Annotated in this window: 21 protein-coding genes; 12 read left to right on the top strand and 9 right to left on the bottom strand. The window is 64.6% G+C overall.

Annotation, left to right across the window (positions count from 1 at the left end):
• Positions 1-4 precede the first annotated feature (4 nt).
• Positions 5-1,273 carry a primosomal protein gene (locus CH283_RS17820; protein WP_094639012.1) on the top strand — a complete coding sequence of 423 codons (1,269 nt, stop codon included), beginning with the start codon at positions 5-7 and terminating at the stop codon, positions 1,271-1,273.
• 21 nt (positions 1,274-1,294) lie between these two features.
• Here CH283_RS17820 and CH283_RS17825 read toward each other — a convergent pair whose 3' ends face one another.
• Positions 1,295-2,419, bottom strand: a complete 1,125-nt coding sequence (locus CH283_RS17825) for an adenosine deaminase (RefSeq protein ID WP_094639013.1) — start codon at positions 2,417-2,419, stop codon at positions 1,295-1,297.
• A 244-nt stretch (positions 2,420-2,663) separates the two neighbouring features.
• Here CH283_RS17825 and CH283_RS17830 point away from each other — a divergent pair, with 244 nt between their 5' ends.
• Both CH283_RS17830 and CH283_RS17835 read left to right on the top strand, forming a co-directional pair.
• Complete coding sequence (locus CH283_RS17830; protein WP_068051657.1) at positions 2,664-4,169, top strand: APC family permease; 1,506 nt, start codon at positions 2,664-2,666, stop codon at positions 4,167-4,169.
• Positions 4,170-4,186: 17 nt separating this feature from the next.
• Entirely contained in the window at positions 4,187-5,041 is an 855-nt protein-coding gene (locus CH283_RS17835) for a universal stress protein (protein ID WP_068051659.1), read from the top strand.
• A gap of 72 nt (positions 5,042-5,113) precedes the next feature.
• Here the strand turns inward: CH283_RS17835 and CH283_RS17840 are convergent, their stop codons facing one another.
• Both CH283_RS17840 and CH283_RS17845 read right to left on the bottom strand, forming a co-directional pair.
• Positions 5,114-6,535 (bottom strand): NAD(P)/FAD-dependent oxidoreductase, encoded by a 1,422-nt coding sequence (locus tag CH283_RS17840; protein ID WP_094639014.1) that lies wholly within the window; start codon positions 6,533-6,535, stop codon positions 5,114-5,116.
• Entirely contained in the window at positions 6,532-8,037 is a 1,506-nt protein-coding gene (locus CH283_RS17845) for a gamma-aminobutyraldehyde dehydrogenase (protein ID WP_094639015.1), read from the bottom strand. The genes CH283_RS17840 and CH283_RS17845 overlap by 4 nt, the downstream gene beginning before the upstream one ends.
• 142 nt (positions 8,038-8,179) lie before the next feature.
• Between CH283_RS17845 and CH283_RS17850 the strand changes: the two genes are divergently transcribed.
• Both CH283_RS17850 and CH283_RS17855 read left to right on the top strand, forming a co-directional pair.
• On the top strand, positions 8,180-8,644 hold the full coding sequence (locus tag CH283_RS17850) for an Lrp/AsnC family transcriptional regulator (protein ID WP_032376836.1): 465 nt from the start codon (positions 8,180-8,182) through the stop codon (positions 8,642-8,644).
• Entirely contained in the window at positions 8,641-10,008 is a 1,368-nt protein-coding gene (locus CH283_RS17855) for an aspartate aminotransferase family protein (RefSeq protein ID WP_068051664.1), read from the top strand. Before CH283_RS17850 ends, CH283_RS17855 begins: the two co-directional genes overlap by 4 nt.
• 25 nt (positions 10,009-10,033) lie before the next feature.
• Here CH283_RS17855 and CH283_RS17860 read toward each other — a convergent pair whose 3' ends face one another.
• Positions 10,034-11,317 (bottom strand): thymidine phosphorylase, encoded by a 1,284-nt coding sequence (locus CH283_RS17860; RefSeq protein ID WP_094639016.1) that lies wholly within the window; start codon positions 11,315-11,317, stop codon positions 10,034-10,036.
• Positions 11,310-11,723: a cytidine deaminase gene (locus CH283_RS17865; protein WP_037188964.1), complete on the bottom strand. Its 414-nt coding sequence runs from the start codon at positions 11,721-11,723 to the stop codon at positions 11,310-11,312. Before CH283_RS17865 ends, CH283_RS17860 begins: the two co-directional genes overlap by 8 nt.
• Positions 11,724-11,988: 265 nt before the next feature.
• On the opposite strand from CH283_RS17865, the gene sdhC reads away from it, so the two are divergent.
• Genes sdhC through CH283_RS17885 form a run of 4 tightly spaced genes read left to right on the top strand, consistent with a single transcriptional unit; the run spans position 11,989 to position 15,403 of the window.
• Complete coding sequence (sdhC, locus tag CH283_RS17870; protein ID WP_082898767.1) at positions 11,989-12,399, top strand: succinate dehydrogenase, cytochrome b556 subunit; 411 nt, start codon at positions 11,989-11,991, stop codon at positions 12,397-12,399.
• Positions 12,399-12,851: a succinate dehydrogenase hydrophobic membrane anchor subunit gene (locus tag CH283_RS17875; protein ID WP_032397462.1), complete on the top strand. Its 453-nt coding sequence runs from the start codon at positions 12,399-12,401 to the stop codon at positions 12,849-12,851. The genes sdhC and CH283_RS17875 overlap by 1 nt, the downstream gene beginning before the upstream one ends.
• A gap of 16 nt (positions 12,852-12,867) precedes the next feature.
• Positions 12,868-14,619: a succinate dehydrogenase flavoprotein subunit gene (gene sdhA, locus CH283_RS17880; protein WP_032397463.1), complete on the top strand. Its 1,752-nt coding sequence runs from the start codon at positions 12,868-12,870 to the stop codon at positions 14,617-14,619.
• Between the two features lies 1 nt (position 14,620).
• Positions 14,621-15,403, top strand: a complete 783-nt coding sequence (locus tag CH283_RS17885; protein WP_008718029.1) for a succinate dehydrogenase iron-sulfur subunit — start codon at positions 14,621-14,623, stop codon at positions 15,401-15,403.
• 62 nt (positions 15,404-15,465) lie between these two features.
• Here the strand turns inward: CH283_RS17885 and CH283_RS17890 are convergent, their stop codons facing one another.
• From CH283_RS17890 to CH283_RS17905, 4 genes are all read right to left on the bottom strand, one after another.
• Positions 15,466-16,671, bottom strand: coding sequence for an acyl-CoA dehydrogenase family protein (locus CH283_RS17890; protein WP_094639017.1), 1,206 nt, complete (start codon positions 16,669-16,671; stop codon positions 15,466-15,468).
• A 97-nt stretch (positions 16,672-16,768) separates the two neighbouring features.
• Positions 16,769-17,551, bottom strand: a complete 783-nt coding sequence (locus CH283_RS17895) for an ATP-binding cassette domain-containing protein (protein WP_068051706.1) — start codon at positions 17,549-17,551, stop codon at positions 16,769-16,771.
• A 2-nt stretch (positions 17,552-17,553) separates the two neighbouring features.
• A complete protein-coding gene (locus CH283_RS17900) occupies positions 17,554-18,612 on the bottom strand; it encodes an ABC transporter permease (RefSeq protein WP_094639018.1) in 1,059 nt (352 codons plus the stop codon).
• 29 nt (positions 18,613-18,641) lie between these two features.
• On the bottom strand, positions 18,642-19,643 hold the full coding sequence (locus CH283_RS17905; RefSeq protein WP_094639019.1) for a substrate-binding domain-containing protein: 1,002 nt from the start codon (positions 19,641-19,643) through the stop codon (positions 18,642-18,644).
• A 118-nt stretch (positions 19,644-19,761) separates the two neighbouring features.
• On the opposite strand from CH283_RS17905, the gene CH283_RS17910 reads away from it, so the two are divergent.
• From CH283_RS17910 to CH283_RS17920, 3 genes are read left to right on the top strand one after another with little or no spacing between them, the layout of a single operon-like run.
• Complete coding sequence (locus CH283_RS17910) at positions 19,762-20,082, top strand: hypothetical protein (protein WP_068051693.1); 321 nt, start codon at positions 19,762-19,764, stop codon at positions 20,080-20,082.
• A gap of 24 nt (positions 20,083-20,106) precedes the next feature.
• The gene (locus tag CH283_RS17915) at positions 20,107-21,576 is read left to right on the top strand and encodes a sensor histidine kinase (protein ID WP_094639020.1); all 1,470 of its coding nucleotides are present in this window, start codon (positions 20,107-20,109) and stop codon (positions 21,574-21,576) included.
• Positions 21,561-22,223 carry a response regulator transcription factor gene (locus tag CH283_RS17920; protein WP_068051697.1) on the top strand — a complete coding sequence of 221 codons (663 nt, stop codon included), beginning with the start codon at positions 21,561-21,563 and terminating at the stop codon, positions 22,221-22,223. The genes CH283_RS17915 and CH283_RS17920 overlap by 16 nt, the downstream gene beginning before the upstream one ends.
• Positions 22,224-22,256 lie beyond the last annotated feature (33 nt).

The following is a 22,256-nucleotide window of genomic DNA, read 5'->3' on the forward strand; positions in this document are numbered from 1 at the left end:
CGCCATGGCTGGAGACATCATCCCGATCGAACTCGGTCTCACCGCCGGTGACTTCTCGACACTGTGGGCACCGGAGTGGCGAGAAGGCGACGACGAGTGGGAGGCATTCCTCGGACACGAGGAAGACCTGTACGGATTCTCGACCGTCGCAGAGCTCGCGGCATTCGTCAGATCCGACGACGACAACGACCTCGTCGACCATCCGTCGTGGAAGGTGGTCTCCGCACTCGCCGCACACGAACTCGAGCCCGACGATCTGCACCGCTTCGATCTGGTCGCCGTGCCGGAGTTGGTGGCCTCCGATCCCGACGCCGACGTTCTCGCCGAACTGCAGGCCACCTTCGACATCGTCTCCTCCATCGGCGATGTCTGCGAACTGCGAGCTGTCACAAGCTTTTTCGGATCCAACCCTTTCGTCGGGGCAGTCGGCGGAGGCGTCGAGAACTTCCTCGGTCGTGAGGGCAGTGAACTGTGGGACCGCATCGGTGCAGCGGTCGCCAAGCACTGGGACGACGTGCTCGACGCGGTCGACTCCATCGTCACCTCCCCCGATGTCGACTCCGCTGCCGTTGCCGTCGCCGAAGCCGAGATCACCGCAGCCGCCGAGAACGCCGTCGACGCCGATGACGTCACGGACGACATCGACTCCGATTCGGACGACGACGACGAAGACGACGACTCCGCCGAGGTGGATCGCGATCCGATCGCCGCAGCCGCGGCCGAAGATACCTTCTGGACCACCGTCGGCATCGACCCGATTCGCATCATCACCTCGGACGACACGCTCTACACCCTGCGGTGCTACCTCGGCGACAAGCCGGTGTTCCTCGGTCGCGGCGGTGCCATCAGCGTCTTCGGTTCCGAGCGTTCGTTGGCCCGCTACCTGGCCGACGATCACGATCACGATCTGGCACAGGTCAGCACCTACTCCGATGTTCAGACCGCCGCCATCGACGGCTCCCTCGACATCGAGATCACCGACGACAACGTGTACGTCCTGCCCGGCCTGGCCGACGATCTCGCCGAAGGGCCCACCGCGGTGGACGTCGACCAGTTGGATCTGGCCGTCGAATTGTTCACCGACGCCGCAGATTTCGCCGGAGACGCTTCCGTCGACGAAGCACTCGCCACGTCCACGCCACTGGGTTGGTACGTCTCGTACGCCCTCGAGCCCAGTCCCGACCGGCTCGCGCCGAGCGCACCGTTCGACGTCGAGGCCGAAGCGTGGCGCGCCCTCGAGCGCGAGTTCGAGAGCCGACTGCGCAAGAAGTAGCCGGCCCCCGGGTCTGGTCGATCAGCCGATCAGCACCGCGTAACCCGGCTTGATGACGTCGTCGATCAGCGCCAGCCGCTCGTCGAACGGCAGGAACGCCGACTTCATCGCGTTGATGGTGAATCGCTCGAGATCGCTCCAGCCGTAGCCGAAGGTCTCGACGAGCTTGACCATCTCTCGACTCATCGACGTATCGCTCATCAAGCGGTTGTCGGTGTTGACGGTGACCCGGAATCGCAATCGGGCAAGCAGATCGAACGGGTGGGTCGCCAACGACTCGACGGCACCGGTTTGGACGTTCGAGCTCGGGCACAGTTCCAGGGGCATCCGTGTGTCGCGGACGTAGGCGGCGAGCAGGCCGAGCTCGGGTGTGCCGTCGGCGTCGGTGGTGATGTCGTCGGTGATCCGAACCCCGTGACCGAGCCTGTCGGTGCCGCAGAACGCCACTGCTTCCTGGATCGACGGCAGACCGAACGCTTCTCCCGCGTGAATGGTGAAGTGCGCGTTGCTCGCTCGCATGTATTCGAAGGCGTCGAGGTGGCGACTGGGAGGGAAGCCCGCTTCGGCACCGGCGATGTCGAAGCCCACGACGCCGCGGTCACGGAACCGGACCGTCAGTTCGGCGATTTCCCGCGAACGCGCCGCGTGCCGCATCGCGGTGAGCAAGGTGCCGATCGTGATGTTCTTACCGCGCACCTTGGCCGCGGAGATCCCTGCCTCGAAGCCGGCGAGCGTGTGGGTGACGACCTCGTCGAGAGTCAGTCCGCGCTCGAGGTGCTGTTCCGGCGCGAAGCGCACCTCGGCGTACACGACGCCGTCGTCGGCCAGATCCTCGGCGCATTCGCGCGCCACCCGGAACAGTCCTTCGGGAGTCTGCATCACGGCAACGGTGTGCGCGAACGTCTCGAGGTACCGCACGAGCGAGCCGCTGTCCGCCGCGTCGCGGAACCACTCGCCCAACGCTTCGCCGTCGGTGGCGGGAAGATCGTCGTACCCGCATTCGTCGGCCAGTTCCAACACGGTCTGCGGGCGGAGTCCGCCGTCGAGGTGATCGTGCAGCAACGCCTTGGGAGCCGTCCTGATCGACGCGAGATCGAGTGGCGCACTGCCACCGATCGAGGACTGAGTGTTCTCCGCGGTGCTCATGTGACGACGGTAGCGTGCGGCTCGCACGCACGCGCGTCTGTCATCACCACTCGGCGAGTCCGCGGATTCCCCCGAACTTCGCCGCTTCTGCGACCTATTTCGTTGCATTGTTACTCCAATGAAAACAATTCCGTCGATACACAGCGGATCTGCGACGGAAATCGTAGTGTTCAGCACACACGCGCGGCCGATTCTGTCGGGTCCCCTCCGACGTCCTCGGTCGTCTCGAACCTCGGAGAGATCTATGTCCACTGTGGAACCGCCGAACACCCTTCCGGGTAAAGGACTCAACACCGGCGCTCTCGGGCTGGTCGGCAACATCGTCATCGGCTTGTCGGCGGTGGCCCCGGCCTACAGCCTCGCCGCGACCCTCGGTTACGTGGTTCTGGCCGTCGGCGACAAAGCGCCCTCGATGTTCCTCATCGCCTTCGTTCCGATGCTGCTCACCGCCTTCGCCTACCGCGAACTCGGGCGTGACACACCGGACTGCGGCACGTCGTTCACCTGGGGTACCAAGGCATTCGGGCCCTGGGTCGGTTGGATGGCCGGGTGGGGGCTGGCCGTCTCGGCGATCATCGTGCTGGCCAACGTCGCCGAGATCGCTGCCATCTATCTGTTCGAGTTCCTGGGACTGTCCGGGTTGGCGGAGTCGACCGCGGCCAAGGTCGCCCTCGGTTCGTTCTTCATCGTCTCGATGACCTATGTCAGCTTTCGCGGCATCCTCATCAGCGAACGCATGCAGAACGTGTTGCTGGTCGTGCAGTTCGGGGTGCTCATCGGAGTGTCGGTGACTGCTCTGGTCAAGGTGGGTACCGGGACCGCGGGACCGCAAGCCATCACGCCCCAGTGGAGCTGGTTGGTTCCCACCGGAGTGACGATGTCCGACGCGGCCCAGGCCATCATCCTGTGCATCTTCATCTATTGGGGATGGGACGCCTGCCTTGCCGTCGGCGAGGAAACGAAGGATTCGGAGAAGACTCCGGGACGCGCCGCGGTGATCACCACGCTCATTCTCGTGGCCACCTACGTGCTCGTCGGCTACGCCGTGCAGTCGTTCGCCGGGTTCGGCGACACCGGCATCGGCCTGAACAACCCGGACAACGTCGACGATGTGCTCACCATTCTCGGCGATCCGGTCGCGGGTTCGATCGTCGCGTCGCTGCTACTGCTGACCGTCTCCATCTCGGCACTGTCCTCCACGCAGACGACCATTCTGCCCACGGCCCGCGGAACATTGTCGATGGCCGTGTACGAAGCGATCCCCAAGCGGTTCGCCAGCGTGCACCCCAAGTACATGACGCCCGGCTTCGGCACGCTCGTGATGGGTGCCGCGGCGCTGATGTTCTATCTGGTGCTCACTTTCGTCAGCGCCAACGCGCTGCAGGATTCGGTGGCATCACTCGGGCTCGCGGTCGCGTTCTACTACGGCATCACCGCGTACGCGTGCGCCTGGTACTTCCGTCGCACACTGTTCTCGTCCGTCCGAAACCTGTTCATGCGCGGGATCTTTCCTCTCCTCGGCGGGCTGTCGATGACGTGGGCGTTCGTGCAGAGCGCGGTCGACATGATCAAGCCCGACTACGGTTACACCGTCTACGGTCCGATCGGCGGTGTGTTCGTCCTCGGCGTCGGCATGCTGGTACTCGGAATTCCGCTCATGCTGCTGTGCTTCGTGGGCAACAAGGACTTCTTCCAGGGCAAGACACTCACCGCGTCCACCGAAGTCAAGGTTCCGGACACTTACCAGTAGAGAAGGACACCCCATTCATGAAGATCACCGTCGGCTATCTCGCCACTCCCAGCGGCGACGACGGCGTAGCCCTGGCCACCGCCCTCGCCCGCGCCCTCGACGCGTCCATCGACATCGTGCTGGTCATGGCCGTGGACGAACCGGTCATGGAAGGCAGTGGACCGTATCGAAAAGTTCTCGCGGCCAAGGCCGAGGGCTGGGTGGCCGACGCGGCCGCCCAGGTGCCGTCGGGCATCGAGGTGACCACGCACGTGCTCTCGCACGAGTCCTTCGCCCGTGCCCTGATCGACTTCGCGGTGCAGACCGATGCGGACATGATCGTCGTGGGCGGAGCCGGCGACGGCTTGCTGAATCGGCATTCCGTCGGTTCGGTTGCCGGCCAGCTCCTGCATGCGTCGGAGGTGCCGCTGGCACTCGCACCTCGGGGCTACCGGCTCTCGAACGCACCGATCACCGACCTCACCGTCGCCGTCCCCACCCGGGCCTCTGCCCCGAATCCGTTGCCGTTCGCGATCACCATTGCCAGTGCGGCGCACGTGCCGGTGCGCTTGGTCTCGCTGGTCTCGCTCGAGCCGACCGGGGCCCCGAGTGACGAGACCTCACTGGATACGCGGCGACGACAGGTCGCTGCCGCGCAGGACAATCTCGACCACGCGGTGCGCACGCTCCCCGATATCGACGGCCTGGAGTCGATCGTCGCCGACGGTTCGACGCTGGCCGAGGCGATGGGCAACCTCGATTGGAAGCCGGGCGATGTGCTGTTCCTCGGCTCGAGTCGATTGGCCACTCCCAAGCGGGTGTTCCTCGGTTCGAGTGCGGCGAAGATTCTGCGTGCCGCCCCGGTGCCGGTGATCGTCGTTCCGCACGAGTAGAGCGGCTTCGCCGCACGTGAGCAGAAGCTCGTAGCAGAGGTCGAGTTTCCGTGCACGTGCGGCGCAGCCGCTCTAACTGTCGAAGCCCAGACCCAGCGCGTCCATGCCCTTGAGCCACAGTCCTCGTTTACCGCCGTTGCGATCGGCTCGGGCGAATGCCGCGCGGGTGATGTTGATCCCGATCGACTTGAGGGGCTCGGGTGGGAACGGCAACGGCATGCTGCGCACCATCTTCAGGCGTGTTCGTTCGGTGTCCTTGCCGTCGAGCAGATCGAGGGCGGTGCGGGCACCGAAGTGCGACGCACCGACGCCCAGGCCGGTGAACCCGGCGACCGAGGCCACCCGTCCGTTCATGCCGAGATCCCAGAAGGCGCTGAACCGCGAGCACGTGTCGATCGATCCGCCCCAGGCGTGGGTGGCGCGGATTCCCTCGAGGCTCGGGAACATCTGCAGCAGGTGTTCGGCGAGCAAAGCGAACTCTTCGGGATGTTGGGTTCGGCGTGGGTCGGTGTCGCCACCGTAGAAGTAGTGCGCGTCCCACCCGCCGAACAGGATGCGGTTGTCGGCCGTCAACCGGAAGTAGTGAAATCTGTTGCCGGAGTCGGCCAATCCTTCGCGGCCGGACCAGCCGATGTCGGCGAGCTGGGCCGACGTCAGTGGTTCGGTCATGATCACGTAGTCCCACACCGGGACGATCCAGTGACGGAGTTTGCGACGCAACGATTTCGATGCCGAGGTGGCCAGCAGCACCTTGCCGGCCTCGATGGTGCCGTAGCCCGTCTTGACTCGAATACCTGTGCCGGACTTGCCGATCGACAGCGCCCAAGTGTTCTCGTGAATGCGAACGCCGAGCGACTCGGCCGCGTCGGCCAGGCCCCAGGCGAGTTTGGCGGGGTCGATCATCGCGACATCGGGGTCGAACAGTGCACCGCGCGCCATCGGTGAGGTGATCCTGGACTGCACGGCAGCGGCGTCGAGGTATTCCATCGGCTGCGCCAGTCGCCTCCCCTCGTCGCCGAGCTCCCGCAGGTCGTCCACCTGCCAGTCGAAATTGGCGATGTCGAGCTCGCCGGTGCGTTCGATGTCGGCGTCGATCCCGTACCTGTCCGCAGTCGCGCAGATCGCGTCGAGCGTCTCGGTGCCCATCCGCAGCAGTTCCGGTAGTTCGTCGGCGTAGCGGTCGAGTCCGTTGCCCAGTCCGTGCGTCAGGCTGGCCGCACAGAAGCCGCCGTTGCGTCCCGTTGCGCCCTCGGCGATGCGGTCGCCTTCGAGCAGCACGATCGATCGGTTCGGGTTCTCCTCTGCCGCATGCAGAGCCGCCCACAGTCCGGTGAATCCGCCGCCGACGATCACCAGATCCGCTGCAGTCGAACCGGTGTGCCGAGTCCGTGGTGCCGGGCGTTCGGGACGATCGAGCCAGTAGGACTCCGGTGCCGCGCCGGCCACCATGGTCACGCCGCGGTCGGTGGGGGTGGTTGCCCACGGTGCGTTCATCGGGCATCTCCCTGCGTTGCAGCGTCGACGGACGCGAAGACCGTTCGGTGCCAGGGCTTTCGGGCCACACCGGTGATGTCGGTCATGACGTGCTTGACGGTGAGGTACTCGTCGAGCGAGTAACTGGACATGTCCTTGCCGAAACCCGAGGCCCCGAATCCGCCGTGTGGCATCTCGCTGATGATCGGGATGTGGTCGTTGATCCATACACAGCCGGCGGCGATCTCCCGCGTCGCTCGGCCCGCGCGGTACAGGTCGCGGGTCCACGCCGAGGCGGCGAGTCCGAACTCGGTGTCGTTGGCGCGTCGGATCGCGTCGTCGTCCCCGTGATGCGTGGACACCGTGAGCACCGGACCGAACACCTCGTCGCGATAGATCTCGTCCTGCTCACCGACATCGGCGATCAGGGTGGGCGGGTAGAACGCGCCTCGCCCCTCGGGGACACGGCCTCCGGTCACCACCCTGGCACCCGCGTCGCGGGCCCGGTCCACCATCGCAGCCACCCGATCTCGGTGCGCGACGGAGATCAACGATCCCATGTCGGTTGCCGGATCCCTCGGGTCTCCCACGACGACGCGCCCCATCAACTCGGCGACTCCGGCGACGAAGTCCTCGTACAGGGATTCGGCGACTATGGCGCGGGTGGCCGCCGTGCAGTCCTGGCCGCCGTTGATCAACGATCCCGCGACGGCACCGTGAATGGCTGCGTCGAGGTCGGCGTCGTCGAACACCACCAGCGGTGCCTTGCCGCCGAGCTCGAGCTGCACCCGCGTGCCGTGCGCGGCGGCTTGCGCCATCACGCGCCTGCCGACGGGAGTGGAGCCGGTGAACGTCATCAGGTCCAGTCCGGCATGGGAGGACAGCGCGACTCCGGCGTCCACTCCGGTTCCGGTGACGACGTTGAACACCCCGTCGGGCACGCCTGCCTCGGTGGCCAAGCGCGCCAGCCGCAGGGTGGTCAGCGGCGTGAGTTCACTGGGCTTGAGCACGATGGAACACCCGGCCGCCAACGCCGGTATCGCTTTCCACACCGCCATCTGCAGCGGATAGTTCCACGGAGTGATCGACCCGACCACTCCGACGGCGTCCCGGCGGATGGCGGAGGTGTGCTCACCCGAGTACTCCGCAGCAGCCTTGCCGTCCAGGTGCCGCGCCGCTCCGGCGAAGAACTCGATGTTGTCGATGCTGCCAGGAACGTCGAATTCTGTTGCCAGCCTTGTCGATTTGCCGGTCTGCGCCACTTCCTCGGACACGAAGTTCTCCGTGTCGGCCGTAACGAGACGCGCCAGTTCCATCAACACGGCGCTGCGGTGCGCGGGGGTGGCGGTGGACCATGACGGAAAAGCCGATCGAGCATGCGCGAGAGCCGAATCGACATCCCCGGCAGTGGCCAAACCGACGTCGGCAACGACAGCTCCGGTCGCGGGATCGTCGACCTCGTACCGATCACCGCCACCGTCGACCGCGCGTCCGTCGATCCAACAACCAGGAATGTTCGCCATGCCTGCAGAGTACCGTCGAACCCACTGATTCTCTCTGTTTCGAGCCTTTCGACAACTGATTCTGTCGTTTGAATCGAAAATTGACACGCTTTTCATCGTGGACGGGTTGTGTTCACGGCCACGACAGTGACAAGATCGAGCCATGCCCGAGCAACCGCCCATCGCACTCGACGACGTCTCCAAGGCGATCATCGAGCAACTCCAAGAGGACGGGCGTCGCTCGTACGCCGCCATCGGCAAAGCCGTAGGACTCTCGGAAGCGGCTGTCCGTCAACGAGTTCAGCGCCTGACGGACTCCGGCGTCATGCAGATCGTCGCGGTGACCGATCCGGTGCAGGTCGGATTCAAGCGGCAGGCCATGATCGGCATCAAGTGCACCGGCGACAGTTACGCACTGTCCGAGGAACTGTCGGCGATCGATGCGATCGACTACGTCGTCCTCACCGCAGGGTCGTTCGACGTCGTCGTGGAAGTGGTGTGCGAGGACGACGAACAACTCCTGCAGATCCTGAACAAGCAGATCAGAAGTCTCGACGGCGTCACCAGCACCGAAACCCTGGTCTATCTCAAACTCGTCAAGCAGCAATACAATTGGGGAACACGATGACACGAACGACAGCCGAACTCGATGCTTCCGCAGCCAAGCACCTGTGGGGCCACTTCACCCGCCACGGCGCAGGGGTCACTCCCCCGATCATCACCCGCGGGGAAGGCTCGACCATCTGGGATTCCAACGGAAAGAGCTACATCGACGGTCTGTCGGGGCTGTTCGTGGTCCAGGTGGGACACGGCCGTGAAGAACTGGCCGAGGCCGCAGCCAAGCAGGCCAAAGAACTGGCGTTCTTCCCACTGTGGTCGTACGTCACCGAACCGGCCATCGAACTTGCCGAGCGGCTCGCCGGTTACGCCCCGGGCGACCTGAACCGGGTCTTCTTCACCACCGGTGGCGGCGAGGCCGTCGAGAGCGCGTGGAAGTTGGCCAAGCAGTACTTCAAGAAAGTCGGCAAGCCCGGTAAGCACAAGGTGATCTCGCGAGCGATCGCCTACCACGGCACCCCGCAGGGTGCGCTGGCCATCACCGGAATCCCCGCGCTCAAGGAACCGTTCGAGCCGCTGACGCCGGGCGCGTTCCGAGTGCCGAACACCAACATCTACCGCGCCCCCGCTCCCCTGGACACAGATCCGAAAGCATTCGGAATCTGGGCCGCGGACCGGATTGCCGAGGCAATCGAATTCGAGGGCCCCGATTCGGTGGCCGCGGTGTTCCTCGAACCGGTTCAGAATGCCGGGGGTTGCTTTCCTCCCCCGCCCGGATACTTCGAGCGCGTCCGTGAAATCTGCGACCGCTACGACGTACTCCTGGTTTCGGACGAGGTGATCTGTGCGTTCGGCCGGATCGGATCGATGTTCGCGTGCAACGACTTCGGCTACGTACCGGACATCATCACCTGCGCCAAGGGATTGACCTCGGGCTACTCCCCCATCGGCGCAATGATCGCCTCCGACAAGCTCTTCGAGCCGTTCGACGACGGCACGTCGAGCTTCGCGCACGGATACACCTTCGGCGGCCACCCCGTCTCCGCCGCCGTTGCCATGGCCAATCTCGACATCTTCGAGCGCGAGGGCATCAACGCGCACGTCGCAGACAATGCACCGGCGTTCCGTGCCACGCTGGAGAAACTGCACGACCTGCCGATCGTCGGCGACGTGCGCGGCGAGGGATTCTTCTACGGCATCGAGTTGGTCAAGGACAAGGCCACGAAGGAAACGTTCAGCGATGCCGAAGCAGAGCGCATCCTTCGCGGCTTCCTGTCCACCGCACTGTTCGACGCCGGGCTGTACTGCCGCGCCGACGACCGCGGCGACCCGGTGGTACAGCTGGCACCACCGCTGATCTGCGGCCAGAAGGAGTTCGACGAGATGGAGCAGATCCTGCGCAGCGTGCTGACGGAGGCAGGCAACCTGATCTGACCGGGCTCGCTACTGCCCGAGCTCCTCACCGACCGATGCGGTCGATCACCAGGGGCCTCGGCTGCGAGGCCGTGGCCCCTATCTCCCAACTGGATTCGAGTGCCTGCTGCGCATACTCGAAGCGCTCGGGGGTGTCGGTGTACAGCGTCGCCAGTCGATCCCCAGCACGTACCCGATCGCCGGGCTTGGCGTGCAGCCGCACACCGGCAGCGCTCTGCACCGGCTCACCCTGTCGCTCGCGGCCCGCGCCCAGTCGCCAGGCCGCGAGCCCGACGCCCATTGCGTCCAACCCGGTGACGACGCCGTCGGCGGTGGCGGTGAAGTCCTGGCTCTCCCGGGCGACAGGTAGTGCGGCATCGGGATCGCCGCCCTGCGCGGCGATCATCGTTCGCCACCGATCCATGGCCGAACCGTCGGCGAGCTTGTCGGCCGAATCGATGCCCTCGATCCCGGCCGCGGTGAGCATCGTGCGCGCCAGCGTGATCGTCAGCTCGACGATGTCGGCCGGGCCACCTCCGGCGAGAACCTCGACCGACTCCTCCACCTCGAGCGCGTTGCCCGCGGTGAGCCCGAGCGGGGTGTCCATCGCCGTCAGCACCGCCAGAGTCCGCACGCCCGCATCGGTTCCGAGCTCGACCATCGCTGTGGCCAGTTCACGTGCGTCGTCGACGTTCTTCATGAACGCACCGGCACCGACCTTGACATCCAACACGAGCGCCCCGGTGCCCTCCGCGATCTTCTTGCTCATGATCGAGCTAGCGATCAGCGGGATCGATTCGACCGTTCCCGTCACGTCGCGCAGTGCGTAGAGCTTCTTGTCGGCCGGAGCCAGATCGGCACCGGCAGCGCACACGACAGCACCGATCGCCGGATCGGCCAGGATGCGATGCATCTCCTCACCGCTCAGATCCGCTCGCCAGCCGGGGATGGACTCGAGCTTGTCGAGCGTTCCGCCGGTGTGTCCGAGTCCTCGACCCGACAGCTGCGGCACTGCCGCACCGCAGGCGGCGACGAGCGGAGCCAGCGGCAGCGTGATCTTGTCTCCGACACCACCGGTCGAGTGCTTGTCGACGGTGGGCAGCGGCAGTGCCGAGAAGTCCATTCGGGTACCCGACGCGATCATCGCGTTCGTCCACGTACCGAGCTCGCGACGCGACAATCCACGCCACAGAACAGCCATCGCGAGAGCCGACATCTGTTCCGGCGCGACGGATCCGCGGGTGAACTCCGCAATCACCCATTCGATCTGTTCGTCGTCGAGAACGCGCCCGTCTCGCTTGGCGCTGATGATGGATACGGCGTCAGGCATGGTTGTTCACGCGTCCTTCGTCGAGGTTGTCGGGGCCGAAAGCATTAGGGAGCAACTCTGCCAGTCGAGCCGGTCCCGAGACGGTGTCGACGAGCAGATCCGGGCCGCCGAACTCGTACAGCAGCTGTCGGCATCGCCCGCACGGCATCAGAATTTCACGCCTGGAATCGCAGCAGGAAAAGGCGACGAGTCTGCCGCCGCCGGTCGAGTGCAGGTTGGACACCAACCCGCACTCCGCACAGAGCCCCAAACCGTATGAGACATTTTCCACATTGCACCCGGTGACTATCCGATTGTCGTCCACCAGAGCCGCCGCACCGACCGGAAAGTTCGAGTACGGGGCATAGGCACGGCCCATTGCCTCATGAGCATTGTCGCGCAACGTCTTCCAGTCGATTTCGTTCATGGTGAACCATCCAATCACGGTGTCTGAATTGATGCAGAGATCCGGTCCGATGAGCATTCATCAATTGGGAAGGCAAACCTAACACCGCATTTCGGCACCGTACGAACCTCGAGTCGAATTAGTTCCGTGTTTCGAATGGGTTTACAGTTTCCAGTAAGCGGCTAGTACAACCAGCACTAGGGCCGAATCGCGACAAATCGAGCCAGGCAAGACCGGCCACCGGGGCTCGATGCGTCCACCAACGACGTTGGAGGCATTGCACTCGATGAGTAGCACGACGGAAGTCGCTCCGGTCAAGGAGCGCAAGCGGTCTCTGTACCGCGGGGACCCGGGCATGTGGTCCTGGGTTCTGCACCGCATCACAGGCGTTCTGGTCTTTTTCTTTCTGTTCGTCCACGTTCTCGACACGGCGATGGTTCGGGTCAACCCCGAGACGTACGACGCCATCATCGAGACCTACAAGACCCCGCTCGTCGGCCTGATGGAAATCGGCCTCGTCGCGGCAGTGCTGTACCACGCGTTGAACGGCATCCGCGTGATGCTGATCGACTTCTGGTCCAAGGGACCGCAGTACCAGAAGCCGATGCTGTGGGCGATCGCAGTCATCTGGCTCGTCGTCATGATCCCCGGCGCGGGACGAATCTTCTACAACATGTTCACGGCGGGTGGTCACTGATGTCGACGCAGGGTCCCGAGGCCAAAGTCCTCGGCACGAACTACGACCGTCCGGCCAGCTTGGCCAACCCACGTTCGCCGCGGCGGCAGAGCAAGGGCAACTTCGAGCTCTACGCATGGCTGTTCATGCGCTTCTCCGGCCTGGCACTCGTCGTGCTCGTCCTGGGCCACATGTTCATCATGCTGATGCTCGACGACGGTGTGCACCGCATCAACTTCGCTTTCGTCGCCGGTCGTTGGGCCAGCCCGTTCTGGCAGTTCTGGGACCTGACGATGCTGTGGCTCGCTCAGCTGCACGGCGGCAACGGCCTGCGCACGATCATCGCGGACTACTCCCGCAAGGATTCGACGCGATTCTGGCTGACCACGCTGCTGGTGCTGTCGATGATCCTCATCATGGGCGTCGGCACGTACGTCATCTTCACGTTCGATCCCAACATCACGGCGAGCTAAGGACACTGACGCTTACATGCAGGAACATCGTTACGACGTACTGATCGTCGGCGCAGGCGGTGCCGGTATGCGTGCTGCGATCGAGGCCGGACCCCGTGCTCGCACAGCCGTACTGACCAAGCTCTACCCCACGCGCTCGCACACCGGCGCAGCTCAGGGTGGCATGTGTGCCGCCCTGGCCAATGTCGAGGAAGACAACTGGGAGTGGCACACGTTCGACACCGTCAAGGGCGGCGACTACCTCGCCGACCAGGACGCGGTGGAGATCATGGCCAAGGAAGCCATCGACGCGGTTCTCGACCTCGAGAAGATGGGCCTTCCTTTCAACCGGACACCCGAGGGCAAGATCGATCAGCGGCGCTTCGGTGGCCACACCCGCGATCACGGCAAAGCTCCCGTGCGTCGTGCGTGCTACGCGGCCGACCGCACCGGCCACATGATCCTGCAGACGCTCTACCAGAACTGCGTCAAGCACGACGTCGAGTTCTACAACGAGTTCTACGCACTGGATCTGTGTCTGACCGAGACCGACGACGGTCCCGTCGCGACCGGAATCATCGCCTACGAGCTGTCCACCGGTGAGCTGCATATCTTCCATGCGAAGTCGATCATCTTCGCCACCGGAGGCTCGGGCCGGATCTACAAGACCACCTCCAATGCCCACACCCTCACCGGTGACGGCATGAGCATCGTCTTCCGCAAGGGCCTTCCCTTGGAAGACATGGAATTCCACCAGTTCCACCCGACAGGTCTCGCAGGCCTGGGCATCCTCATCTCCGAGGCCGTGCGCGGTGAGGGCGGAATCCTGCGCAACGAGTCGGGTGAACGCTTCATGGAGCGCTACGCACCGACCATCAAGGACCTCGCGCCCCGCGACATCGTCGCGCGCTCGATGGTGCTCGAGGTGCTCGAAGGACGCGGTGGCGGCCCGAACAAGGACTACGTCTACATCGACGTCACGCACATCCCCGAGGAAGTTCTGGACGAGAAGCTCCCGGACATCATGGAGTTCTCTCGCACGTACCTCGGTGTCGACCCCGTCAAGGAGCCGGTGCCCGTCTACCCGACGTGCCACTACGTCATGGGCGGCATCCCCACGAAGATCCGCGGCGAGGTTCTGCGCAACAACGAGGACATCGTCCCCGGCCTCTACGCGGCCGGCGAATGTGCCTGCGTCTCCGTGCACGGAGCCAACCGTCTCGGCACCAACTCGCTGCTCGACATCAACGTCTTCGGACGTCGTGCCGGCATCGCGGCGGCCGAGTACGCGAACTCGGTCGACTTCACCCCGCTCCCCGAGGAGCCGGCGAAGATGGTGCAGGACTGGCTGGAGCTGATCCTCTCCGACCACGGACACGAGCGCGCAGCCGACATCCGTACCGAGATGCAGCAGTCGATGGACAACAACGCCTCGGTGTTCCGTACCGAGGAGCGCCTCGAGACGGCACTCAAGGACGTCCGCGCCCTAAAGGAGCGATACAACAAGATCACCGTCGAGGACAAGGGCAAGCGCTACAACAGCGACCTGCTCGAGGCCATCGAACTCGGCTTCCTGCTCGAAATGGCGGAGGTCACGGTCGTCGGTGCACTCAACCGGAAGGAATCGCGCGGCGGACACGCTCGCGAGGACTACCCCGAGCGCAACGACGCCGAGTACATGAAGCACACCATGGCCTACAAAGAGGGCGAAGGTCTGCTCACCGAGATCCGCTTGGATTACAAGCCGGTAATCCAAACCCGCTACGAGCCGATGGAGCGGAAGTACTGACATGAGCGCACCCACCCTGGACAAGAAGTCCAACGAGTCCGATCTGCCACCCGTCCCCGAGGGCGCGGTGATGGTCAACCTCAAGATCGCGCGCTTCAATCCCGAGAGCGGTGACGGTCAGCGCTGGGACACCTTCCAGGTCCCCACACTGGCCACCGACCGTCTGCTCAACCTGCTGCTGTACGTGAAGGGCTACCTGGACGGCACCCTGACGTTCCGTCGTTCGTGCGCACACGGTGTCTGCGGCAGCGACGCGATGCGGATCAACGGTGTCAACCGTCTCGCCTGCAAGGTGCTCATGCGCGACATGCTCCCCAAGGACTCGTCGAAGACGCTGAACATCACCATCGAGCCCATCAAGGGTCTGCCGGTGGAGAAGGACCTCATCGTCGACATGGAACCCTTCTTCGACGCGTTCCGCGCCGTGAAGCCGTTCCTGATGACGACCGGCAACGAGCCGACCCGAGAGCGGATCCAGTCCGCTGCGGACCGCGCCCGCTTCGACGACACCACCAAGTGCATCCTGTGCGCGTGCTGCACCACCTCGTGCCCCGTGTTCTGGAGCGACGGCAGCTACTTCGGTCCGGCTGCCATCGTCAACGCACACCGGTTCATCTTCGACAGCCGTGACGAGGGTGCAACCGAGCGTCTGGACATCCTCAACGACGTCGAGGGTGTGTGGCGTTGCCGCACCACCTTCAACTGCACCGACGCATGCCCTCGCGGCATCCAGGTGACCAAGGCGATCCAGGAAGTCAAGCGAGCGTTGCTCTTCGCACGCTGACAACTCCCCCCGCAGTCGAAAGGCCCCTTCGCACACGCGAAGGGGCCTTTCGACGTTCTACGTCAGACGAACGCGCCGAAGCCGGTCACTCCGCGGCCAACGATCAGATTGTTGATCTGCGCGGTTCCCTCGTAGGAGTACAGGGCCTCGGCATCGGCGAAGAATCTGATGACGTCGTGCTCGATCAGAATTCCGTTGCCGCCCAGGATCTCTCGGGCCCAACCCACCGTCTCGCGCAGCCGCGTCGTACAGAACGTCTTTGCGAGCGCCGCATGCTCGTCTTGGTGGACGCCGTTGTCCTGCAACTGAGCGACACGAATCGCCATCCCGAGCGCGGCAGTGATGTTCGCCGTCATGCGGGCGATCAGGTCGGAGATCAGCTGGAACGAGGCGATCGGAGATCCGAACTGTTCGCGTTCGCGCGCATACGCCACGGCCCGCTCGTACGCGCCCATCATCACGCCCACGGCTTGAAAGGCCACTCCCCCGCGCGTCAGCCGAAGCACCTTCGCAGTGTCGGCGAACGAGTTGGCCTTGGCAAGCTTGTTGCCGACCGGGACTCGGCAGTTCTCCAGATGGATGTCGGCGTTCTCCACCGCGCGGAGCGAGTACTTGCCCTCGATCTTCTCGGCCCGGAAGCCTTCGAATCCTTGCTCCACGACGAAGCCCTTGACCTCACCGTCGGCCTCGTCCTTGGCGAAAACGATGGTCAGATCGGCGAAGGTGGCATTGCCGATCCACCGCTTGCTGCCGTTGAGGATCCAGTGATCACCGTCGAGGCGGGCAGTGGTCTCCAGCCCGCCTGCGACATCGGAGCCACCGTGCGGTTCGGACAGGCCGAACGCGCCGATCTTCTCCATTCGACGCATGGCAGGCAACCACCGTTCGCGCTGCTCCTCGGAGCCCAGAATCGAGATACTGCTCATCGCCAGCGAACTGTGCACGCTGAACATCGTTCCCGTCGACGGATCGACCCGCGCGAACTCCATTTCGAGCCAGCCGGTGAGCAGCTTGCGTGAGGCCTTGCGGTCCTCGAATGCGTAACCGAGACCGGCGATTTCGAGTTCGGCGATCTTCGGCATCAGGTGCACCGGAGAGGTGGCCTTCTCCCAGAATTCGTTCGCCCTCGGCGCGACCTCGTCCTGCAGGAACCGACGGGTACGCAGGACCACCTCGATCTCGGCGTCGTCGAGCATGCTCTGATATCCGAAGAAATCGGATTCGAGATAGTCCGGCGACAGTGGTCCGAGGGGCTCGTGCTCGCTCATGTTCGGCTCCTTCGTCTGGCACCTCCATCGGGCACCGCTATCGGTCTTCTACCCGCCACGCGCGATTCTCACGCATGGGCCCGCGGCCGCCGACCGGTCAGCGACGCAGTTCGTCGGAGAGGGTCTCCAGTTCGTCGCCGCCCGCCATTTCCTTGGTGAGATCGTCGAGGGAGATGTCGTCGTGCGCGCAGTCCAGCGTCTGACGTCCGCGATCGAGGAGGACGAAGTGGTCTCCGACCATGTACGCGTGGTGAGGATTGTGGGTGATGAACACGACGCCGAAGCCCTTCTCCCTGGCCGCGGAGATGTATCGGAGAACCATGCCGGATTGCTTGACGCCGAGAGCGGCGGTCGGCTCATCGAGAATGAGCACTCGCGCACCGAAGAAGATGGCGCGAGCGATCGCCACGCACTGACGTTGACCGCCGGACAGTGAGCCGATGGGGGCATCGACGTCGGGCAGATCGATACCCATCTTGCGCAGTTCGTCGATGGTTCTCGCGCGCATGGCGTGGGTGTCCAGGGTCTTGAAAATCTTGCCCCTGCGCAGCTCCTGGCCGAGAAAGAAGTTGCGCCACACCGGCATCAGGGAAACGACCGCGAGGTCCTGATAGACCGTCGATATGCCCTGTTCCACGGCCTGCTTCGGCGAGCCGAACGTTGTCGCCTTGCCGTCGACGAGCAGTTCCCCCTCCGACTGGCCATGCAGACCGGACATGATCTTGATCAGAGTGGACTTGCCTGCGCCGTTGTCACCGAGCACGCAGGTGACCTCACCGGCACCGACACGCAGGTCTATCCCGTGCAGCGCGATGATGTTGCCGTAGCTCTTACCGACGCCTTTGAGCTCGATCAGGGGCGTGTTCGCGGAAGACGTCATGGTCACCTTTTCGCCGCGTAGTTGCGGAAGGAGCTGTTCGCGATCACTGCGAACAGCAGCATCGCGCCGAGGAAGAACTTGAACCAGTCCGGGTTCCAGCCTGCGTACACGATGCCCTGATTGGTCATGCCGAAGATGAACGCACCGATGAACGCACCGACAGCCGTACCGTATCCACCGGTGAGCAGGCAGCCGCCGATGACGGCGGCGATGATGTAGAGGAATTCGTTGCCCACGCCTTGACCGGACTGCACGGTGTCGAAGGCGAACAGCAGGTGCATGCCGACGAACCAGGCGCAGAAGCCGACGAACATGAACAGGCCGATCTTGACCCTCGTGACCGGGACGCCGACGGCACGCGCCGATTCCTGGTTGCCGCCGACGGCGAAGATCCAGTTGCCGACCCGGGTCTTCATCAGCACCCAGGTCGCGGCGAGCGTGAACACGATCCACCACACGACGGTGATGCGGACCGAGACTCCCAGCAGCGAGAACGAGGACGAGAAGAAGGCCTTGGCCGAGTCGAATCCCTCCATGTCCGAGATGGACGGAGTGGCGACCTGGCCGGTGACGAGTTTGGTGACGGCGAGATTGACGCCGGTGAGCATCAGAAACGACGCCAACGTGATCAGAAACGACGGAATCTTGGTCGTCATCACCAGGTATCCGTTGAGGAAACCGACCGCCAGTGCCAGTACCAGCGCCAGCGCCGAGCCTGTCCACACGTTGAGGTGCAGGTTGTAGGCCAGCGTGGAGGCCATGATCGACGAGAACGTCACCGCGACTCCGGTGGAGAGGTCGAATTCTCCGCCGATCATCAGCAGCGAGACCCCGATCGCCATGATGCCGATGGTCGAGGATGCGTACAGCACGGTCGCGAGAGCCTCGGGTGATCGAAACGGTGGTGCCACGATGCAGAAGAAGACGAAGATGGCGACCGCACCGAACAGGGCACCGATCTCCGGGCGAATCAGCAACCGCTGCAACGGTTTCTGTTTCTTGATCCGCTCATCGGTGATCACGGTGTGTTCGGACAGAGCCGGATCGGCCTGTGTGGACATGCTCTTCCTTCCGCGCCGAAGCGACGCACTCAGCGTGTGCCGTTGCGGGCGTACTCGGCGACCGCGTCGATGTTGGTCGAGTCGATGAACGCGGGCCCGGTCAGCACCGGGGTTCCGCCGCCGATCGTGTTGCCGTTGTTGAGGTAGAGCCACAGCGAGTCGACGGCCAGGTAACCCTGCAGGTAGGGCTGCTGATCGATGGCCCACGCCACGTCGCCCGACTCGATCGCGTCGACGAGTGCGGCGTTGGTGTCGAACGTGACGATCGTGGCGTCGCTGCCCGCGTTGTTCTTCGACTGCACCGCAGTCAGCGCGATCGGAGCGGCGAGGGCAATGACGTGGTCGATGGTCGGATCCTGCTGCAGCTTGGCAGTGATGGTCGACTCGACGGACGGCATGTCCTTGCTGTTGACGTTCAGGATCTCGGTGGTGCCTCCGAAGCCCTGCGTCACGCCGGCACAGCGAGCCTCGAGGGCGACCGCCCCCTGCTCCTGGATGATGCACAGAGTCTTGCGGGCGCCGTCATCGGTGAGCCGCGCACCCGCGGCCTCGCCGGCGATGGTCTCGTCCTGGCCGAAGTACTGCTGGACTCCCATGTCCTTCCAGGACTCGTAACCGGAATTGAACGCGACGACCGGTACGCCCGCGGCGGTCGCTACCTCGACGGCGGGGGCCATCGCGTCGGGTTTGGCCAACGTGACCGCGATACCGTCGACCTTCGAGTCGATCGCACTCTGGACGAGGTTGGCCTGGTTGGGCGCTTCGGGATCTGCGGAGTAGCGCAGTTCGATGTTGTCCTTGGCCGCGGCGGCCTCGGCACCCTTTCGAACCAGATCCCAGAAGGTGTCGCCGGGAACCTCGTGCGTGATCATCGCGATCGTCGCCGACGGAGTGTTTGCCACTCCCGCGTTGCTTCCGTCGTCGGACGATCGAGGAGCACCACCGGTGCTCGAACAGGCAGCGACCGTCAGTGCCGCGACCGCACAGATCGCGCCGACCGCGATCGGTCCGCGCCTTTGCCGAACCCTCATTGCATTTCCTCTCGAACAGCCGACAAGTATTCGGAGCAGCACGGGACCTCGGACGACATGAGAGAACTCTCATGTCCGATTCACGTAGCCACAATCCGCCGTCGTCAGACTCGACCGTGTGCGAACCATCATCGTCTCGGCCCTGGGTCTGCTCACGCTCGGCGTGCTCGTCGTGGCATTGCTGACGACTCGATCGACGGGCGAGCAGACCCCGTTGCCCGCACCCATAGTCGCACCCGCCGCACCCGTGCAATCCGCCCCGGGTACTCCGCAACCCGTTCCCGGTGCACCACAGCCGGGCGAGCCCGCGCCCAGCACCGCGCCGACCGCCGCGCCACAGCCGGTGGCACCGGACGGATTCGTGCCCCCGCCGCCGCTGCCGCCTGCCGACTGGGACGATGACTTCGACGACGACTGGGATGACGATGACGACGACTGATCCTGCTGCAAGACCGACCACGTGATGCGGACGCGACTGCTTGCCCTACGCCCGACCAGCGCCAGGAGCCGCATCTTCTCGTGGGTCCTGTTGCTGGTGTTGGCGTCTCTGGCGGCCGTCACCGTCACCACCTGGCTGCTCATGATCCGCGCCACCGACAACCGCATGCGCGAATCGCTGCGCACCGAGATCGCCGAGTTCACCACCCTCACCGACGCAGGCGTCGATCCCGGAACCGGCGCACCGTTCGACGACATCAACGACGTGCTCCGCGTGGTGATCACCTACAACCTCGCCCGCCCCAACGAGAAGTTCCTGGGCTACGTGGACGGCGTGTTCGCCGTGCAGAGCAGGCAGCAGGCACCGGTGCGACTGTCCGACGACAACGGCTTCACCGCCGAAGTCGGGACCGTCACCGCGCCCGTCGAGGGTTCGTACTCGAGCGCCGCAGGTGAAGTGGTGTACCTCGCGGTGCCGGTCTCGCTGGCGGGCGACCCGGTGACCGGGGTCGTGGTCGCCGCGTACTTCGCAGATCAGGAACGCGCCTCCGCCGACGAGACCGCGACCTTGATGCTCGTCGTCGGCGGCGTCACCTCGGTGCTGGCGGCAGTGGGGGCGTGGTTGGTCGCGGGCCGCATCATGTCGCCGATCAGACACATCACCGCAACCGCCAGAACGATCACCGAGACCGACCTGTCCGGCCGAATCACCGACGCCAGAACAACGGGTCGAGGCGACGACATCGGAGCCCTGATCGACACACTGAACTCGATGCTCGATCGGATCGAGTCCGGCGCGGCCAGTCAACGCCGATTTCTCGACGACGCGGGCCACGAACTCCGCACTCCCATCACCATCGTCCGCGGCCATCTCGACGTGCTCGACCACGACGACCCCGTCGACGTGCGCGATACCGTCGCGCTCGTCGACGACGAACTCGATCGGATGAACCGGCTCGTCGCGGACCTGTTGCTGCTCACCCGAGCCGACCAGACGAGCTTCGTCAACCCCGTCGTCACCGATGTCGACGCGCTCACCCGAAGCGTGTTCGACAAGGTGACCTCCCTCGCCGACCGGGAATGGGTGCTCGAGGCCAGCGCGACCGTCCACGCGCCGCTCGACGCACAACGGCTGACCCAGGCGCTGCTGGCGTTGGCGGACAACGCAACCCACCACACGATGCCCGGCAGTCGTGTCGGCATCGGATCCCAACTGTCCGACGGTGACATCCGGTTCTGGGTCACCGACTCGGGCCCGGGAATCGCGCGCGACGAGCAGGAACGAATCTTCGAGCGCTTCGCCCGCGGTCGCAACGGAACCAGACGCACCGAGGGCGCGGGGCTCGGGTTGTCCATCGTCACCGCCATCGCACAGGCCCACCGCGGACGGGTGAGTGTCGGCAGCGCACCGGGGCACGGTGCCACGTTCACCATCACGATCCCACTGACCGATTCCGTTCCCTCGCAGAAAGATCGACCATGGCCCGCATCCTGATCGCCGAAGACGAACCCCGCATCGCCTCGTTCGTCCAGAAGGGGCTCCGAGCGAGCGGCTTCAGCACGACCACCGTCTCCGACGGTAGATCCGCTTACGAACACGCCCGCAGCGGTGACTTCGATCTGGTGGTACTCGACATCGGTCTGCCGAACATGGACGGCTTCGAGGTACTGCAGCGACTGCGCGGAGAGCAATGCGAGATACCGGTGATCGTGTTGACTGCCCGCGACAGCGTCCACGACGTGGTGTCCGGTCTCGAGACCGGCGCCGACGACTACATGGCCAAACCGTTCCGGTTCGAGGAACTGCTGGCGCGCATCCGAGTTCGCCTGGGCACCAAGAGAACCGTCGACACCACTCAGCTCACCGTCGCCGACCTCACCCTGGACCTGCGTACTCGACGAGCTGTGGCGGGAGACCGCACTGTCGACCTGTCGGCCCGTGAGTTCGCCCTCGCCGAGACCTTCATGCGCCACCCGGGCCAGGTCCTCTCGCGAGAGCAACTCCTGTCGCAGGTGTGGGGCTACGACTTCGACCCGGGCTCCAACGTCGTCGACGTCTACGTCCGCTACCTCCGGGCGAAATTCGGTGCCACACGAATCGAGACCGTCCGCGGAATGGGGTACCGACTGTCCGAGACATGAATGGCGTCGGCCGGTGCCGACGCCACTGCTCGA

The sequence above is a fragment of the Rhodococcus sp. 05-2254-2 genome (genome assembly GCF_002259095.1).
Lineage (GTDB): Bacteria > Actinomycetota > Actinomycetes > Mycobacteriales > Mycobacteriaceae > Rhodococcoides.